At 41.5% G+C, this 17815-nt stretch carries 17 protein-coding genes and 1 pseudogene; 11 read left to right on the top strand and 7 right to left on the bottom strand.

Annotated features, from left to right (window positions below; genetic code table 11):
• Positions 1-76 precede the first annotated feature (76 nt).
• The 3 genes from PUQ00_RS02795 to PUQ00_RS02785 form a co-directional block, all read right to left on the bottom strand.
• Positions 77-478: a transposase gene (locus tag PUQ00_RS02795; RefSeq protein ID WP_300412935.1), complete on the bottom strand. Its 402-nt coding sequence runs from the start codon at positions 476-478 to the stop codon at positions 77-79.
• A 102-nt stretch (positions 479-580) separates the two neighbouring features.
• Complete coding sequence (locus PUQ00_RS02790) at positions 581-1519, bottom strand: phosphoribulokinase (protein WP_300413107.1); 939 nt, start codon at positions 1517-1519, stop codon at positions 581-583.
• 256 nt (positions 1520-1775) lie between these two features.
• Complete coding sequence (locus PUQ00_RS02785; RefSeq protein WP_300412933.1) at positions 1776-3767, bottom strand: alpha-amylase family glycosyl hydrolase; 1992 nt, start codon at positions 3765-3767, stop codon at positions 1776-1778.
• Positions 3768-4052: 285 nt separating this feature from the next.
• Between PUQ00_RS02785 and PUQ00_RS02780 the strand changes: the two genes are divergently transcribed.
• From PUQ00_RS02780 to PUQ00_RS02770, 3 genes are all read left to right on the top strand, one after another.
• Complete coding sequence (locus PUQ00_RS02780) at positions 4053-4715, top strand: class I SAM-dependent methyltransferase (protein WP_300412931.1); 663 nt, start codon at positions 4053-4055, stop codon at positions 4713-4715.
• A 579-nt stretch (positions 4716-5294) separates the two neighbouring features.
• A complete protein-coding gene (locus tag PUQ00_RS02775) occupies positions 5295-6707 on the top strand; it encodes an AAA-like domain-containing protein (RefSeq protein ID WP_335029560.1) in 1413 nt (470 codons plus the stop codon).
• A 149-nt stretch (positions 6708-6856) separates the two neighbouring features.
• Complete coding sequence (locus PUQ00_RS02770; RefSeq protein ID WP_300412929.1) at positions 6857-8419, top strand: AAA-like domain-containing protein; 1563 nt, start codon at positions 6857-6859, stop codon at positions 8417-8419.
• A 106-nt stretch (positions 8420-8525) separates the two neighbouring features.
• Here PUQ00_RS02770 and PUQ00_RS02765 read toward each other — a convergent pair whose 3' ends face one another.
• Both PUQ00_RS02765 and PUQ00_RS02760 read right to left on the bottom strand, forming a co-directional pair.
• A complete protein-coding gene (locus PUQ00_RS02765) occupies positions 8526-8654 on the bottom strand; it encodes a hypothetical protein (protein WP_300412928.1) in 129 nt (42 codons plus the stop codon).
• Positions 8655-8663: 9 nt separating this feature from the next.
• A pseudogene (locus tag PUQ00_RS02760) lies at positions 8664-8738 on the bottom strand (type II toxin-antitoxin system HicB family antitoxin); the annotation flags it as partial.
• A 348-nt stretch (positions 8739-9086) separates the two neighbouring features.
• Here PUQ00_RS02760 and PUQ00_RS02755 point away from each other — a divergent pair.
• From PUQ00_RS02755 to PUQ00_RS02735, 5 genes are all read left to right on the top strand, one after another.
• Positions 9087-9386 (top strand): DUF433 domain-containing protein, encoded by a 300-nt coding sequence (locus PUQ00_RS02755; protein ID WP_300412926.1) that lies wholly within the window; start codon positions 9087-9089, stop codon positions 9384-9386.
• Complete coding sequence (locus tag PUQ00_RS02750) at positions 9383-9748, top strand: DUF5615 family PIN-like protein (RefSeq protein WP_300412924.1); 366 nt, start codon at positions 9383-9385, stop codon at positions 9746-9748. The genes PUQ00_RS02755 and PUQ00_RS02750 overlap by 4 nt, the downstream gene beginning before the upstream one ends.
• A gap of 400 nt (positions 9749-10148) precedes the next feature.
• The gene (gene recQ / locus PUQ00_RS02745) at positions 10149-12305 is read left to right on the top strand and encodes a DNA helicase RecQ (protein WP_300413105.1); all 2157 of its coding nucleotides are present in this window, start codon (positions 10149-10151) and stop codon (positions 12303-12305) included.
• 60 nt (positions 12306-12365) lie between these two features.
• On the top strand, positions 12366-12938 hold the full coding sequence (locus tag PUQ00_RS02740; protein ID WP_300412922.1) for a Uma2 family endonuclease: 573 nt from the start codon (positions 12366-12368) through the stop codon (positions 12936-12938).
• A gap of 291 nt (positions 12939-13229) precedes the next feature.
• Positions 13230-13652, top strand: a complete 423-nt coding sequence (locus tag PUQ00_RS02735; RefSeq protein WP_300412920.1) for a CVNH domain-containing protein — start codon at positions 13230-13232, stop codon at positions 13650-13652.
• Between the two features lie 104 nt (positions 13653-13756).
• Here the strand turns inward: PUQ00_RS02735 and PUQ00_RS02730 are convergent, their stop codons facing one another.
• Positions 13757-14002 carry a hypothetical protein gene (locus tag PUQ00_RS02730; protein WP_300412918.1) on the bottom strand — a complete coding sequence of 82 codons (246 nt, stop codon included), beginning with the start codon at positions 14000-14002 and terminating at the stop codon, positions 13757-13759.
• A 258-nt stretch (positions 14003-14260) separates the two neighbouring features.
• On the opposite strand from PUQ00_RS02730, the gene PUQ00_RS02725 reads away from it, so the two are divergent.
• Together PUQ00_RS02725 and PUQ00_RS02720 are read left to right on the top strand one after the other, a co-directional pair.
• Positions 14261-16237 carry an AMP-binding protein gene (locus PUQ00_RS02725; RefSeq protein ID WP_300412916.1) on the top strand — a complete coding sequence of 659 codons (1977 nt, stop codon included), beginning with the start codon at positions 14261-14263 and terminating at the stop codon, positions 16235-16237.
• Between the two features lie 42 nt (positions 16238-16279).
• The gene (locus PUQ00_RS02720; protein WP_300412914.1) at positions 16280-16729 is read left to right on the top strand and encodes a YlqD family protein; all 450 of its coding nucleotides are present in this window, start codon (positions 16280-16282) and stop codon (positions 16727-16729) included.
• Positions 16730-16820: 91 nt separating this feature from the next.
• Here PUQ00_RS02720 and PUQ00_RS02715 read toward each other — a convergent pair whose 3' ends face one another.
• Positions 16821-17264 (bottom strand): hypothetical protein, encoded by a 444-nt coding sequence (locus tag PUQ00_RS02715; protein ID WP_334740762.1) that lies wholly within the window; start codon positions 17262-17264, stop codon positions 16821-16823.
• Positions 17265-17673: 409 nt separating this feature from the next.
• Here PUQ00_RS02715 and PUQ00_RS02710 point away from each other — a divergent pair, with 409 nt between their 5' ends.
• Positions 17674-17814, top strand: a complete 141-nt coding sequence (locus PUQ00_RS02710; RefSeq protein ID WP_300412910.1) for a hypothetical protein — start codon at positions 17674-17676, stop codon at positions 17812-17814.
• Position 17815 lies beyond the last annotated feature (1 nt).

Genomic DNA, 17815 nt, shown 5'->3' with positions numbered 1-17815 from the left:
GAATATTTGCCCACATAGTTCATTTTTTTTAAGGTGTTGCCACTCCAATTCAATGGGGTACCCTTCCGCAAGCAAGCTACATTTCGGAGCAATATTCGGGTAAAAAGAAGATGTACAAACCCATGTGTTCCCATTTTGACCATAGCTTTTGTACTTTTTTGCATCGGTGTATGGGTCCGTTATCCTGCACAATTACCCTAGTACGTCCCGTTCTTTGGGCATCAGCTGCTTCTTGCTCCATTATTTGGATATAAGACTTGCGGTTAACGCCTCCGATCACCAAACCATAAACAAAACTGATCAAAGGTTGAAGGAACCCAATAATGCTTAGTCTGCGACCACGGCGTTTTGTTTGTTCCAAACATTTTTGCTCACCTCTAAAGTAATAGGTGTAGCCTGGTTCACTCCACAGACAAAACCTTGATTCATCTAGATACTTTAGGTCTATTTCTCCGGTAGCAGCAGATAATTGCAGCATATCTAAGTCTGCCTGCTTTTTTTCCCGTATTACAGGATTTTGTTTTCGTTTATGACCAACTATGAAATCGGCAGTGCTACCCTGATTTTGGTCTGAATATAGTTATTGGTGCATTTGCGTTGCTTTCAGCATGTGGTAGGTAATGATTAACTGAGTCAGAGCCAGGGGATAACTTTGGATTGTTTCCCCAGTTGTACCAGCAATTTTACCCAGTTCTGGATTACTTTCGCGATCGCAAATATTTCGTAAATGGGGCATATCGGAACAAATAATATGCTCTAGCTTATTCACTTGTTCTAAAGTGGCATGACCATCAACTTCTAAAACATCTACGGGTTTACTCATATCCCTGTCTAGCCCCAGGCGAATCGCTGAAGAGGAATTACCATAGCCAGAGCTGATAATCTGGGTAAAATCTGGGTGGGGAATTGTCGGACGTAGTACCAAACGCACATTTAAATGTCCATTGGTTTCATCATCTTCTCCGGTGGGCGGGTAGAAACTAATGACTATATCAGACCATTGCCGTTGCGGACGAATAAATTGTGCTGAGTCTGGTTCGCGCTTTTCTAGTTCCGCCAGCACTTGTTCAGCAGTGTAGCTGCGCTTTTGGGTATCCCGCTTGACTTTCCATTTAGTACGTAGTTCTTCAGGGGGTGCAAGGTAAACTTTCACGTCGTAAGAATCACGGGCAGCACGGGTAGAATAACCGAGTAATCCCTCAATAATCACGAATTTACTGGGCTTGATATACTGCGGTGGCTCGAATGTGCCGGTTTTATGGCTGTAAACTGGTTTGAGAATTGGCTGTCCTGTGCGTAGCAACGACAGGTGTTGCTGCATAATATCTAAATGGTTGCAGTCCGGGTGGAGAGCGGTGATCCCAATATCTGCACGTTCTTTGCGATCGTAACGGTGATAATCATCTGTACAAATGATCGTAACATTTTCTGGGCCGAGTACCTGAGCGATTCCTCGCGTTAGTGTTGTTTTCCCAGCAGCGCTGTCGCCGACAATACCAAGAATTATTGGACGGCTCATCATACCTCCCAGAATAAAAGCAAGTTTATTAATAAAATTTCCCCACTATAGTTTTAATTCTAGAAGGGTTTAGGCAACTAACTCAAGGAAAGGCTTGGGATGCAATATCTCTACATGTTTGTGCGCTGGTTTATTGTACAATAATTACAATCTACATCGCGTTTATAGTCGTCTGTACCCATAATCATGGATGTAGCCGCCGAGTTTCAGAATAAGCATCCGAATTTTGTGGTATTTTGACTGAGCGGCATCAAGATTAAACTAGAGCGTATACTTTTGCTTCCCACGGGAAGATACCTTCTCTGCTTACCCATTCAGATGGAACTATCCGCTCTTGAGTAATTTCTTTCCACTGCTTACCAACAGGGGTTGCAGGCCAATTCGGGACTCTGTACTCAGAACCAACAGAAGTGCCGTAGTCAGAGAAATTCGCCACTACAACTACTAATTGATCGGCTTTATTACCACGCTGCCAGACTAGAACTCGTTTACCATCATTAAAGTCAACATGAAGAAATTGAGTATCATTTACAGCTAAAGCATCGGAAGTCTTACGCAAGTGAACCAACCTGGCAACATATTGGAAAATGCGTTGCCGCCAATCATCTTTCACACGGCTGTAGTTAACTGGGTCAATCTGCTTATGATCATCTGTTGGAAGCAAATCTTGCTGATCGGCAAATTCCTCTCCAGCAAGGATCATGGGAATTCCTACAGAGGTAAGTAGGGAGACAAATGCCAACTTAATGCGCGGTTCAGTATGATCAATTCCATTACTAACAAGGTAGCTGAAGAAACGCTCGTTACCATAACCGCCAACATCATGGGAAGTTATATAGTTTACCGCCTGAGAACCATCCGTAAAGCCTAAGTTTCGGCAATCAATTAGTTTGCGGATACTCCACTCAAAGCTGGGTTCATCCCAGGCATTCTTACCTAAAATCACCTGTCGGATGATTTGCTTGAACTTTTCATTCCAAAGTCCATCCAGACGATTTTGTTGGATGAGAGATACGGGTACACTCAACTCTTCGCCAACTACAAGGAAGCGATTCCCGGTTCCGCCTCTTTTGTCCCAAAGGTTGCGGGCAAAATCCTTGAATTCCTGCAAAAAGTCATCGTTGGCAATATTGTTGACGCTATCCAACCGCAGACCATCAACCCGATAGTATTCCAACCAGTGGGCAATATGGGCTTTTAAGTATTCACGGGCTGGGACAAGCCATGACTTTTGCCCACTAATCGGGTTATAGCCCTCTACCAAATAGTTGTACTTAAATAAATCCCCACCAAAGCCATCTCTTGAGCCTTGTTCTGGATCACCACTAGCCCATTTGATGTAAAATTCCAAAAAATTAACGTTATGGTAAGGATTATTCCGTGAGAATGCCATTACCACATCTAGAAAAAAGCGCAACCCTTGTTGATGGCAGACTTTGATCAGATTAGCTAAATCAGTCGAAGCAGTCGGTGCTGATTGGCTATCTGGGCGTCCTAAGTCAAAATCTGCGGCAAAATAATTTGCTGTACCATAGCCCCAATTGAGATTATCATCACTGTCTTCTGGTGGCAAAAGTTCTAGGGCGTTGATTCCCAGTTCCACAAGATGAGCGCGGTTATTCAAGGCGCTGAGTATGGGAAAAGTCGGAGCGATCGCTTCTGGTATTAACAGTGCCAGTATGTCACGAAATGTGCCGGTTCCTTCTTCAATCAATCCATTTGAGCTAATCTTTGTCCAGCGCGTTGGTAATTCGTAAATCACCAGTTGATTATTGGTTGGCAGGGTCTCTAAAGGAGCATCGCCTTCCCAATTTACAGTTTGCCCTTCGGGATCACAGGGAATCAGCGTGCCATTTTGATAAAGCACAACGCTTGCCGGATCTAAGCTAGTAACACCTCCCGATTCTGACGGCTTTGGTGCAAGTAAGCGTCGATCCACAGTCGTCGCTGTTGGATCTGTGCAGTAGAGAATTTGGTTAGCATTGGCAGAGTCGTAAGGGTCTGCGTTGCGGACTTTAAACCAGTAAAAGTAGACCTCTTTTTCAGTCAGACCAGATTCTTGAGCCGAAACTTCCCACAATTCTGGGAATTCTGTTGATTGACGAAGCGGAATTTCTCTGAATTGAGCTAATCTGTCTGGGCTTTCGGGAGCAGTATTGCCAATATAGAGAGTGGGAGCTAGTTCTGAAGCACTGGGACGCCACAAAACAAAATGAGTTTTTTTGCGGCTCAATAGATCGATAGGCATTATAAAAACCTCTGGGTAATGAAAGTTGAGTTATGAGTTCTTACACAACAGCCGAGTATTATTCCAGACGATAGGTTGAATTTCTTTAAACTGTCAATATTAGGCAGTGGATTGAGGATTTTGCTGGTAAATTTAGTAAGTTCAAGGTCTTAATATTTCCTGCTATTGGTTTTCATCGCCCACTTAAAAGACATTCAATCCTCAAAAGTTTTGAGTTTTTCTGCATATTTGTGATCAAAACAGAGAATTAGTGGATAGGGTTTAGGCAAAAGAGGAAGGCACATTATGACAACTCAAACACTAGGACTCGAACAAAACCTCTATGACTATTTATTATCAGTCTCTCTCCGAGAACCGGAAATTTTGGCCCAACTGAGACAGGAAACAGCCCAGTTTCCAATCGGGAGAATGCAGATTGCTCCCGAACAGGGGCAGTTTTTGGCGTTACTGGTGCAATTGCTGGGAGCTAAGAAAACTTTGGAAGTTGGGGTATTTACAGGTTATAGTTCCCTGGTGGTGGCATTAGCGTTACCGAGGGATGGTAAAGTGGTAGCCTGTGATATTAGTGAGGAATTTACAACGATCGCTCGGCGTTATTGGCAGCAAGCAGGAGTGGCGGATAAAATTCAACTGCACATTGCCCCAGCTTTGGAGACTTTGGATCGGCTGCTGGCAACAGGAGAAGCGGAAACTTTTGATTTTGCCTTCATCGATGCAGATAAGAGCAACTATGATGGCTATTATGAGCGATCGCTGCAATTAGTGCGATCGGGGGGACTGATTGCGATCGATAATGTCCTCTGGTCAGGGAAGGTTGCCGACCCCCAAGTGCAAGATAATAGAACTAAAAGGATTCGTGCCTTTAATCAGAAGCTGCATCAAGACCAGCGAGTTAGTCTGAGTTTAATTGCGATCGCAGATGGCTTAACTCTAGCACTCAAGAAGTAATGTCTTTGAATCCTCATTTATCCATTAGATATCTGGTTAAATAGAATGTAGAGAAGTCGCAGTGCTACGTCTCTACAAGGGTTGTGGATAATACATATTTAACAAAGTATGTTCAGTTTAATTCCCCAGCAAGACAGGCACTTCTGTTTTGATGCCTAATTAAAATCCCCGTCACAAAAGGTAATTGCGAACTTGTACTGAGCGCCGCCGTTGGCGCAGCCTCTCGTAGAGAAGAATTGCGAATTGGTTTAATTTTGCCAGATGTCTATTTGTTACAAACGCACAAGGGGTCGTACTGTCATTTTTACAAAAAATAGTGGTTTCATAAGTTACTTTTATCTGTAACCCTGGAGAACAAGACTATTTGTAGCAGTTGACTTTTCATCCTAAAATCGACTTTTGCTACTCTGAAGTATCACACAAATAATTTTCTTTATTTAAAAATTAATTATTCTGTAAAAAATTGTATGCGTACAAATTTATTTTTCTCTTTTAAGCATTTATTCGGTTGTATATTATTACTAGACTAAAGTGGATAAATGTATTTACTAACTGTTAACTATTTAACCTTTAATATCCGTGGAAGATATTCTGCAAGCAGTAGAAAAAATTCTGCAAGACAAGCCTCTTGCTTCGATTCAGTGGTTTGTGCTCTCTCAATCTTGGTTGGGCAAAACTTACAGTGAAATGGCAGAGGCATCAGGCTACGGCAACAATTATATAAAGGAAGTTGGCTCTGAGTTGTGGCAAGACCTCTCCGTTGCGCTTGGAAAAAGGGTAACGAAAAAAAATTTGCATTTAGCCTTGAACAAATACCTACAAGACAACATAGGCGATCGGCAGAATCAGATCCAACAAAAGTCGGGTGAAGAATCTAGTTTAGAAATGGTTTCTCCAGACTTTTTTTCAGCCAGCAAGATAGAATTTCCTAGCGGCCCTGTACCACTGGGTTCTCCTCTTTACATCAATCGCCCTCCCCTGGAAGAACTTGTTTGTAACGAGATTTTACATCCTGGTTGCTTAATCAGGATCAAAGCACCCAGAAAGATGGGAAAAAGTTCACTGCTCAACCGGATGATTGCTTATGCTAGAGAACAAAGTTATCAAATTGTCTATTTGGACTTTCAAGAAGCTGACCAAGACGTTTTTGGTTCCCTTGATAAATTTTTGCGTTGGTTTTGTGTGAATGTCAGCAGGCAGTTAAATCTCTTTCCCTGTCTAGATGATTTTTGGGATACGGAAATGGGCAGCAAGGTAAGCTGCAAAATCTATTTTGAAGCATATCTGCTGCAATACATTGATTGTAGTCCTGTAGTTTTGGCTTTGAATGAAGTCCATCGAGTTTTTGAATATCCCAATATTGCCCAAGACTTTCTGCCAATGCTGCGATTTTGGCATGAACAAGCAAAGCAAGATCAAATCTGGCAAAAACTGCGGATGGTGGTAGTTCACACAACAGAAATTTATATTCCGCTCAACCTCAACCAATCGCCTTTTAATGTCGGGATAACAATTACGCTGCCACCGTTTACTCTCAAGCAGGTAGAGAATTTAGCTTTACGTTACGGACTACATTGTGCAGCAGACTCCGAAGGGACAAAACACCTTGCCCATCTACAAGCAATGGTAGGAGGGCATCCCTATTTGGTGAGCCTCGGGCTTTATCATCTATGTCAGAAGGAAATGACATTAGAGATGTTATTAGAAACCGCTTCTACACCAGTGGGAATTTACAATCAGCATTTACGAGAATTGTTGACCCTACTCCAAAAAGAACCAGAATTAATGTCAGCTATGCAACAGATAATTGCAACAGATGAAAAAGTTGAGCTAAATGCGATCGCTGCTTACAAATTAGAAAGTATGGGTTTGGTTCAATTAAACGGTAATCAAGCTCACGCTATGTGTGAGTTATATCGTCTTTATTTTAGCCAACAGCTTGGAAAACAAAATAGTGCTAATAGTTCTAGTAATTTTTCAAGCAACTTTTGAGGGTTTGTAGTCAGGACTTTAGTACTTAGAAAATAAGCACTAAAGTTCTTATTGGTAACTTGCTTACCCATCGATATTATCTGAATTATCTCAACTATTCCGAGACAAATTTCTTGATTTAGATATAGAAATAATTTAAAATCTATCAAATGAACAATTATCGATACCAAGTTGGTGGTACCCTTACCAGTGACGCTCCTAGCTATGTTGAGCGCAGAGCGGATGTAGAACTTTACGAAGCCTTAAAGCAGGGTGAATTTTGCTACATCCTGAGCTGTAGGCAAATGGGCAAATCTTCACTTATGGTAAAAACAAAGCATCGCTTGCAAGAAGAGGGCTTTAGATGTGCCACCGTTGATATGACTAATATTGGTTGTGAAGATATAACTCCAGAGCAGTGGTATAAAGGAATTGTAGGCGACCTATGGTTGAGTTTTAAACTGTTAGGAAAAGTCAATTTAAAAACCTGGTGGCAAGAACAAAATGATATTTCTTTGGTTCAGAAACTGAGTCGGTTTATTTCGGAAAATCTGTTAGCTCAGTTTCCTAACGAAAGACTATTTATTTTTATTGATGAAATTGATAGTATTCTCAGCCTCGATTTCTCTGTTGATGACTTTTTTAATTTGATTCGGTTCTGTTATAATCAACGAGCAATTGATCCAGAGTATCATCGGATTACATTTGCAATTTTCGGTGTTGCGACACCTTCAGACTTAATTGTATATCGAAATCATACTACCTCGTTTAATCTTGGTAAAGCCATACAAGTAAATGGTTTCACCTTTGAAGAAGCTCAACCACTAGCTTTGGGACTGGATATTAAAGACAATCATCCCCAGAAAGTTTTGAAAGAAGTATTAGCTTGGACAGAAGGGCAGCCATTTCTGACTCAAAAGCTCTGTCGCCTACTTGTTAGTTTATCTCAAGATCATTTGGGTAGAAAGCTAAAAATTCCCTCTGGCACAGAAGAATTTTGGATAGAAAATGTGGTGCGATCGTACATGATCGAAAAATGGGAATCACAAGATGAACCGGAGCATTTACGGACAATTCGCGATCGCATCCTCAGAAATGAACAATCTGCCGCCAGATTGCTGGGAATTTATCAGCAAATTCTCCAAGGAGTGAAAGTACCAGCCGACGATAGTCGAGAACAGGTAGAACTATTGCTGTCTGGTTTGGTGATCAAAAAGCAAGGTTTTCTCAAAATCAAAAACCGAATTTATCAAGAAGTTTTCAATTTAGAATGGGTTGGAAAAAAATTAGCTGACTTGCGCCCCTACTATGAAAGCTTCAATGCCTGGGTAGCCTCAAAGGAAAAGGATGAATCTCGCTTATTACGTGGACAAGCTTTGATTGATGCCCAAACTTGGGCAAATGGTAAAAGCTTAAGCAATTTGGATTATCGATTTTTAGCTACCAGTGAAGAATTAGATCGGCGAGAAATGCAGCAAGCATTAGAGGCTGAACGTACTAAAGAAGTCGAAGCACGACTTGCAGAACACCAAAAAAGGCTGGCTCAACAAAAGAAAGCTGCCATAATAGTCACACTTTTGCTCGCAGGGATGACTATCAAGTTGGTGATTTCTATAGTGTGGGGAGTGTCGCTTTTACGAAAGATTGATGCTTTAGAATCACAGCTAAAATGTACCCAGGTAGGGCATCACCACAAAGTAATAACTGCAAATTCTCGCTTAGGTAGATGTTGAGTGAATTTTAAATTTTAGATTTTTAGGAAGATAAAGTGTCCGTTTTATGTTGTCAACCTCTGGAGGTACAACCCTAGTTGTACCTCCATTATATATTTATCACAATTCAATACAGTTCAGATAAGCCCAAAAGCCTCATGTAGACGCGATTTATCGCGTCTACAAAATCCAATGAATCCTGTTCATCCTCAAATTGCAAACAGAGTGCGATCGCTTCTCGAATACGTTCTATCAACTCATCTAAAGATTTAGCTTGCCTATGACACCCAGCAAGATTAGGAACCGAAGCGAGAAAGTAGCCATCTGTATCCCGCTCGATATCACATTAAATTCTCGCTTCATGATTAGCTGCCCAAGATTATTATTCCATTCTTTCACGATTACCGCCAGTACCAGCTAAGTGAAAGCTGGGGTAAGAGAAGTTCTGTTAATACAATTGCGATCGCCAACAGAAACGCAGGTCTGACTAAAGCTGTCGATGATGTGAGTTAAAATCCTGATATCTTCAATAACTACTCACGCAGAACGCCCCCGAAAAAGCGTTGGCAAAACCCACCGTAGGTATCGCTGATCTTGTACGTTGGGTTGAGGAACCAAACCCGACAAACTCACCATTGTCTTAATATGGTGAAAGAAACAACCCTAAAAAAGTCCCAAGGAGCAAATTTTGGCAATCCTTACTGACATCAGTACATTAATCACAACTGATCCTAACCTTCATGGTGGTCGTCCGGTGATCACAGGAACAGGAACATCTGTTCGCCGAATTGCTGGCTTATATAATCAAGGTAACAACGCCGAAGAAATAGCAAGACGCTTAAATCACTTGACAATCACTCAAGTTTATGCGGCTCTAACCTATTATCATGCCAATAGAGATGAAATCGATGAAGATATAGCAGCAGAAAAAACCGCCTATGAACAATTAGCAAAACAACATTACCAGCCAGCTTCATCGACAAAATGACCAAGATTCGCCTGTATCTGGATGAAGATACAATGGACAGTGATCTTCTAGATGCGTTACGCCTTCGGAATGTTGATGTTTTATCGAGTAATGAATCTCAAATGTCTTCCCGTAGCGATGAAGAACAATTAAAATGGGCATTAGATAATCAGCGTGTAATTTATAGCTTTAATGTTCGAGATTTTTATAGAATTCATACTAATTTAATGGAACAAGGACAACGACACGCAGGTATCATTTTAGGGTTTCAAAATTATTCGATTGGTGAGCAAATGCGTCGAATTCTACGAATAATTGCCACTAAATCAGCACAAGAAATGCAAAATCAAGTAGAATTTTTGAGTGTTTGGGATGAACAATAGTGCGCTCGCCTGAGCTTCCAAGTGTGATTGTAGCATTGATTTGAGAAGAATGCCAAAGGAATAAGGCGATCGCCGATTAAAGTCAAGCGTTACCGATAGCGTAGCGTAAAGCCTTCTCTACGAGACGCTGCGCGAACGGCATAGATTCGCTTAGAGCGAGTCTTCTCCCAAGGGGAGACGCCAAAGGCGAACGAGCGTCATAGCCCGTCGTAGACATCGCTCATGTATTATGATCATTGATCAGCGTGCGTCACCGAATGCCCATCGTAGACATCGCCAACAGAAACGCAGGTCTGACCAAAGCTATCGATGATGTGAGTTAAAATCCTGATATCTTCAATAACTACTCACGCAGAACGCCCCCGAAAAAGCGTTGGCAAAGCCCACCGTAGGTATCGCTATGCTTCAGTATCCCCATCTCGAACAAGCGCTAAAATATCACTTCGGTTACGACCAATTCCGCCCCGGACAACGGCAAATTATCGAAGATGCGCTGGAAAATCGAGATTTAATGGTTGTGATGCCGACTGGTGGGGGAAAATCTCTGTGTTTTCAGCTACCAGCGTTGTTAAAAAATGGACTAACGGTGGTGGTGTCGCCGTTAATTGCTTTGATGCAAGACCAAGTAGAAGCATTGCGAAATAATAATATTAATGCCACATTTCTCAATAGCAGTTTGAATACTTACAAGGTGCGATCGCGGGAAGAAGCCATTCTCAACGGTAAAGTAAAATTACTATACGTCGCCCCTGAACGTCTCTTGAGTGAAAGGTTTCTACCGTTTCTCGATTTAGTTAAAGAAAAAATCGGTATTTCTAGCTTTGCTATTGATGAAGCGCACTGCGTTTCTGAATGGGGACACGATTTTCGTCCAGAATATCGCCAGTTAAAATCTCTGAGAAAACGCTATCCTGATGTCCCTACCGTCGCCCTCACCGCCACAGCAACTGATCGCGTCCGTAGTGATATCATTCAACAATTAGGACTAAAGCAACCTAAAATTCATCTTGCCAGTTTTAATCGTGATAATCTTTATTACGAAGTTCGCCCTAAAACTAAATATGCTTACGCTGAATTGTTAGAACTAATTCGAGAAACTGAAGGTTCGACAATTATTTATTCTTTAACTCGTAAAAAAGTTGATGAACTCACTTTTAAACTACAAAATGATCAAGTTGTTGTTTTGCCTTATCACGCCGGATTAACTGATGAGGAACGTAGTAGTAATCAAACGCGATTTATTCGAGATGATGTTCGGGTTATGGTGGCAACAGTCGCCTTTGGGATGGGAATTAATAAACCCGATGTGCGGTTGGTAGTTCACTTTGATATGCCCAGAAATATAGAAAGTTATTATCAAGAATCGGGTCGGGCAGGTAGAGACGGAGAACTATCTCGGTGTACAATATTTTTCAGCTTTGGTGATGTTAAAACAATTGAATGGAGTATTGATCAAAAAACTGACCCTCAAGAACAGTTGATTGCCAAACAACAACTGCGGCAGATGATCGATTACGCTGAAGGCACTGATTGTCGGCGAACGATTCAACTGGGTTATTTTGGAGAAAGGTTTCCTGGAAATTGCGCTAACTGTGACAATTGTCGTTATCCCAAACCAATACAAGATTGGACAATTGAAGCCATGAAGTTTTTATCTTGTGTGGCACGTTGCAAAGAAAGGTTTGGGATGCTACACATAATTGATGTGTTACGGGGGGCAAAAAAAGACAAAATTATCCAGTATGAACACGATAAACTTTCTACCTACGGTATTGGCAAAGATAAGAGTGTAGATGAATGGCGAATGTTGGGGCGATCGCTTTTACATCAAGGGTTAATAGAACAAACTAGCGATGGTTACTCAGTTTTAAAACTAAATGCCTTAAGTTGGCAAGTAATGCGAAAACAACGTACAGTTTCGCTAGCTGTAACCACAGTCCAAAAGATTACCTGGGAACAGGGGAGTGAAAAAGCAGAAGCAGCAGAAGTATTATTACAGAAGTTGCGATCGCTACGTAAACAATTAGCTGATGAACAATCTGTACCACCTTACGTCATCTTCCACGATTCCACTTTAAAATTGATGGTACAGGTACAACCCCAAACCTTAGTTGAATTTGCCAAACTTTCTGGTGTAGGTAGTCACAAACTTGCCCAATATGGCGAAAAGTTTATTACAGAAATTCGCGCCTACCGCCAAGAAAAAGGTTTGCAAGATAAATCTGTTAATTTTGTATCCTCTCCCAACTCAGCTTCTTATACTGAACTACAGACATTACAATTACATCAACAAGGTTTAAATATCGCTCAAATTGCCCAAAAACGCAACCTTAGTCCGGCAACAGTCAGAAATCATCTAGAAAAACTAATTGAGAAAAATCAGTCAGTTGATTTAAGTCAATTAGTACCTCTAGAACATCAACAAAAAATTTGGCAAGTTTTAGAAGTACTCGGTGACATTTCCCTCACTCCTATTAAAGAACAACTAGGTGAAAGCTATAGTTTTGATGAAATTCGCTTAGTACGGGGTAAGTGGCGGCGCCAAAATCGCAAGTGATAATTGAAGAAGAATACAGAATTCAGAATACAGAATTCAGAATCAATAAGGAGTTAACCGATGAGTCAGATGCTTAATACAGGAGTACGCTGGACAATTCACGATGTGGAACTCTTCGCAGAAAATGAAGGGACGCGCTACGAGATAGTTGATGGAGAATTATTTGTGACTAGGGCATCTCATTTCAAGCATCAGCAAACTTGTGGTAAGATTTTCGGACAGCTTGATGTTTGGTCAGAGTCTACTGGTTTAGGAGAAGCTATTCCTAGCCCTGGTATTTTGTTTTCAGAATCAGATAACGTGATTCCTGATATAGTTTGGGCTACCAAAGAAACCTTGGCGCTAACATTGGATGAAGCGGGACATTTAACTGGCGCACCAGATTTAGTAGTAGAAGTTTTGTCTTCTAGCAACGAAGACTTAAGACGCGATAATGAAGCTAAACTTAAACTTTATTCTTCCAGAGTAGTAAAAGAATATTGGATTGCTGATTGGCGATCGCGTAAACTAGAGGTCTATGGGCGCGAAGACAATCAACTGAAATTGGTAGAAACCCTATTTAGTAGTGATAATATAATTTCTGCCCTATTGCCTGCTTTTAGCTGTACTGTAGACCAGTTTTTCCCTGTATAAATATTTATCGAAACAGAATTTAGGAGTCAAAATTCAGAGCACAGAGATAAAAGAGGGCTAGGGCATTTCACTTCAAGCATCAGCAAACTTGTAAGCTAACCTCGTAACAAAATGTAAAATTGTCAAAGTCTTTGTGATTGCTTCTGTACCAGACGTGAACGTTTCACTCGCAATGATCTAGTTAGAAATTTTCCCACTCACATACTTAACACAAAAGCTGATAATATTTATATTGTCCTTTTTCACGTAAAACAAGGGCAATAAAACTTAATTTATCAAAGGAGAACACTCATGTCTTATCTGGCAAAGCTAAGTCAGTCACCACGTTTAATGACTCTTACTGTTTGTGGTGCAATCATGGCTACAATTCCTATTAATCCTGCTTTTGCAGCACCCACCGATCCTAGTAGTTATGCAGCTTCCTGTCAAAACATTCGTGTTACTGGAGCGACCTTAACGGCAAGTTGTCGCAGAGTCAATGGCACATACAACTCAACATCAATTCTGATTCGGGGAATATTCAATGGTAATGGAGTTTTGCTTTATAGTAGTAATCCCAGATCCGCTAGTAGTTATCAAAATTCTTGTCGGAATATTGGTGTTACTGGAGCGACCTTAACGGCAAGTTGTCGCAGAATTAATGGCACATACAACTCAACATCAATTCTGATTAAGGGAATATACAATAATAATGGAGTTTTGCGCTATTCATAGGTAGACATTAGGCTGCGTTAAAGTTGGTTGTTTTGCCAAAATTTAGGTGAGGTAGATAAACTATCTTACCTAAATTTTTAAATAATTTACTGGCAAACAGTCCATCAATTTGGAGAACAGCTAGAACAGAAATTAGGGCTGAATTTACAAAATTGGCTACCTGTCAGTCCGTAAGCTGTACAATAAGGAAAACTGGTAAGTTCAACTCTGGCTGTTTGTAATTTGGAACCATTCGACAACGCTTCAGTAACTTTAGTTTTATCAGCCAGAAGGATAGCTAAAAGCTTAGGTAACGCCATGCAAGCAGCAATATTGAGCAGCGTTAGCAATATAGTATCTATCAAATTCATAGGTAATCATCTCCTGTGAAAAATAGGCAATCGCTGTTTTTAGATGCAAGCATAATGTATGTATAGCATTGATGTTCAGTCAATCTATTGGTTGCAGTCTATGTTAATTAACTTTAACATAAATTTTTGTAAATATAAACGTGGAATTCCTGGAATTTTCATATACAGAAGAGAATGTGGATAATCAGGACGGTTATTGTAGCGTAATAACAAAATAAACTGGAAAACGATCAGTTTACAATATTTAGGTAAGGTGTTATGTCAAAAACCCAAACCGCGTCTTCTTTTTTATCTAATATCAGTGAGCGAGAACGCGAGGCATTAAAGCGGTTAGTAGATTACACAAATGTAGAATCGCTGCCAGAAATTTGGCCTTTGGCAGCTCAAGGATTTGGTGATGTTGTCGCCCTCCGCAACCCTCACAGTAAACCAGAAGTAGCGATTACTTATACCCAGTTGGCAGAGCAAATACGACTATTTGCTGCTGGGTTACAGGCCTTGGGAGTAAAGGTAGGCGATCGCATTTCCCTAATTGCTGACAACAGTCCTCGCTGGTTTATTGCCGATCAAGGGATAATGAGCGCTGGAGCAGTTAATGCGGTGCGTAGCTCCCAAGCGGAAAAAGAAGAACTGCTATTTATCATCGCTAATAGTGGCAGTACGGCAATAGTAGTTGAGGATTTAAAAACACTTAAAAAACTGCAAGATCGCCTCAAAGATTTACCAATTCAGGTAGTCATCTTACTTTCTGATGAAGCACCACCAACAGACGACACCCTAAAGGTGCTGAACTTTGCCCAGTTGATCGAAATTGGGGTAAATCATAATTTTGTGGCAGTCAAGCAAAATCGTGACGCTCTAGCAACCCTAATTTACACCTCTGGCACAACGGGCAAACCCAAGGGTGTAATGCTGTCTTATAACAATTTGATGCACCAAGTAACAACATTTGGGACAGTATTGCAACCAAACGTGGGCGATATCGTTCTCAGTATTCTACCTTCCTGGCACAGCTACGAACGAACTGTTGAATATTACCTACTATCTCAAGGTTGCACACAAGTTTATACCAACTTGCGCTCTGTGAAAGGAGATTTGAGACAATTTAAACCCAACTATATGGTGGGTGTACCCCGCCTGTGGGAATCGATTTATGAAGGAGTTCAAAAGCAGTTCCGCGAACAACCAGCGAATAAGCAACGCCTAATTAACTTTTTATGGGGCACTAGCGAAAAATATATGAAAGCGTGGCGAGTTGCTCAAGGGTTGAGTTTAAATAATCTTCATGCTTCACCCGTCGAACGATTAGCAGCTAGGATACAAGCATCGGCTTTATTACCCCTCCATGCCTTGGGAGAACGACTGGTTTATGCCAAGGTGCGAGAAGCCACAGGAGGACAAGTTAAGCAGATGATTAGCGGCGGTGGTGCGCTTCCCAGACACATAGATAATTTCTTTGAAATTATTGGTGTGCAGATTTTGCAAGGTTATGGCTTGACAGAAACTTCTCCTGTTACCCATGTGCGGCGTCCTTGGCGAAATTTGATTGGTGCATCAGGGGAACCACTTCCGGCTACAGAAGCTAAAATTGTAGATCCTGAGACAAAAGCGCCTCTACCAGTAGAGAAGCGAGGCTTGCTATTGTTGAGGGGGCCGCAGATTATGCAAGGCTATTACCAAAATCCCGAAGCGACAGCGAAAGCAATTGATGCTGAAGGTTGGTTTGATAGCGGCGATTTGGGTTGGTTGACACCAGAAGACGACTTAGTGCTGACTGGCAGGGCGAAGGATACGATTGTATTGACTAACGGGGAAAACATCGAGCCACAGCCAATTGAAGATGCCTGTTTGCGATCGCCATACATCGATCAAATTATGCTCGTCGGCCAAGATCAGCGCAGCCTGGGAGCCTTAATTATCCCTAATCTCGAAGCCATAGAAAAATGGGCAGCAAGTCAGAATCTTACACTGGACACGCACAATGATCAGGTGATTTCCTCACCTAGTCAAAAAATTGACTTGGAGAGTAAAATGATCCAGGATTTATTTCGGCAAGAATTGAATCGGGAAGTGCAAAATCGTCCAGGCTTTCGACCGGATGACCGCATCGGAACGTTCAAACTGATTCTGGAACAGTTTTCCATCGAAAACGGCTTGATGACACAAACACTGAAAGTTCGACGACACGTCGTCACGGAACGCTATCGCGATATTATTGACGGCATGTTTGCCTGATGATTCCACCCGCTAACTGTAAAGAGTGAACGTGAAATATTTATGGATGCCTCGAAATCTAATTTGCTCCTGAAACGCGTCGTTAACGTTAAAGTCATTGTTACTCCCCTCTGGAAAGAGGAAGTACAACAGCAGCTACAAACGCAGATCAATCAAATCGACCAGCAACTGCAACAGCTAGAAGTCGAAGGACAAAGAGCGGTCGCGGCAATTCAAAAGCAGAGTCTGCAACCACCTGGCCCCCAGACCCTCCAACAAATTGACAATATCCAACTCCAAGTCAATCAAAAGAAAAGTGAACTCCTAGAGCAGAAAAATCAGTTGCTGCAAAACCTTCAGCAAGTGCAGTTTCTCCAGCAAGATCAGGAAGTTAACCAATTTCAAATGGAAGGCTTTTTCCGGGCAGAAATCGGTGATAACCTGATTAGCAAAATGCAGGTCGAAATCGTTCTGCGTGATGGCGTTGTCGAAGAAATTCGCGGCGACATTTAAAAAGTTAGGAGTTATGAGTTATGAGTTATGAGTTATGAGTGTAAATTCCTAACTAACTCCTGTAGAGACGCGATTAATCGCGTCTCTACTTCTAACTCCTAACTCCAGCCCAAACAATTTGCCATACTGGAGGTGAGCTAATAAAAAGCGATCGCCCAAAGGTGGTCATCTCAACTCGATATTTAACTGTACTAACTGAATCATCACCCCGCTTAATTTCCGTAATCGTCACAAAAGCCTGATTCCGTTGCGGATAAGCTACCTCTACCTTTCGCGTTCCTCCCACTGATCCTATGTCGTCAAAGGCATTCAGGGCGAGGGTAGCAGGATCACTACCTTGGAGAGATGAGTTAATCTTTTCTAGAGGTATAGTTTTATAATCGGAACGCTCTAAGTATGCCACAACCTCTTGAGACTGATGCATTGCTGCCACCTGCTGCGTTTGCCCATCACTAGTCTCAATAATCGGTGCAGGTGGCTGTTCCTGGATAATATAAACTCCAGCGCCAGCACTGGCAAAAATACCTAGTATCATAATCAAAAAGAATTTCAACTTTGCCGACATAAAAGTAAACAGGAATTTCAAATAGGTTTATTACCAATTTTGAATTCTAGATTGAACTGTATCCCATATCCTCTACCTGTGAGAAGTTCCTGTATCTTAAGCAGTGGTTATGAGGAATATAAATACCAATCCCATTTAATCTGTGAGAAACTCGTGGTGGTTTTTGCAAATCAACAACTAAAACCAGATATTGGCTAACCATTGAGGATGGCTCTGTATTATAGACCTCTAAGTTATATTTAGGTTCCTAAAGTCAAGAGTTAGGAGTTAGGAGTTAGGAGTTAGGAGTTTGGAGTTTGGAGTTAGGAGTTAGGAGTTTGGAGTTAGCAACTTTCCCCTGCCCCCTCATCTCCTCATCTCCTCGAATGCCCAATGCCCAATGCCCAATGCCCAATGCCCAATGCCCAATGCCCAATGCCCAATACCCAATGCCCAATGCCCAATGCCCAACCTAAAATATAAAATCTCCAGTCCAAAACTCTCCCATCAAGATACAATTCGATCTGACAAAAGCTGTTAAA

The organism is Nostoc sp. S13 (assembly GCF_029379315.1).
Taxonomy (GTDB): domain Bacteria; phylum Cyanobacteriota; class Cyanobacteriia; order Cyanobacteriales; family Nostocaceae; genus Nostoc.
Note: the sequence above shows the minus strand (reverse complement) of the source record. Positions and strands in the feature narration are given on the sequence as shown.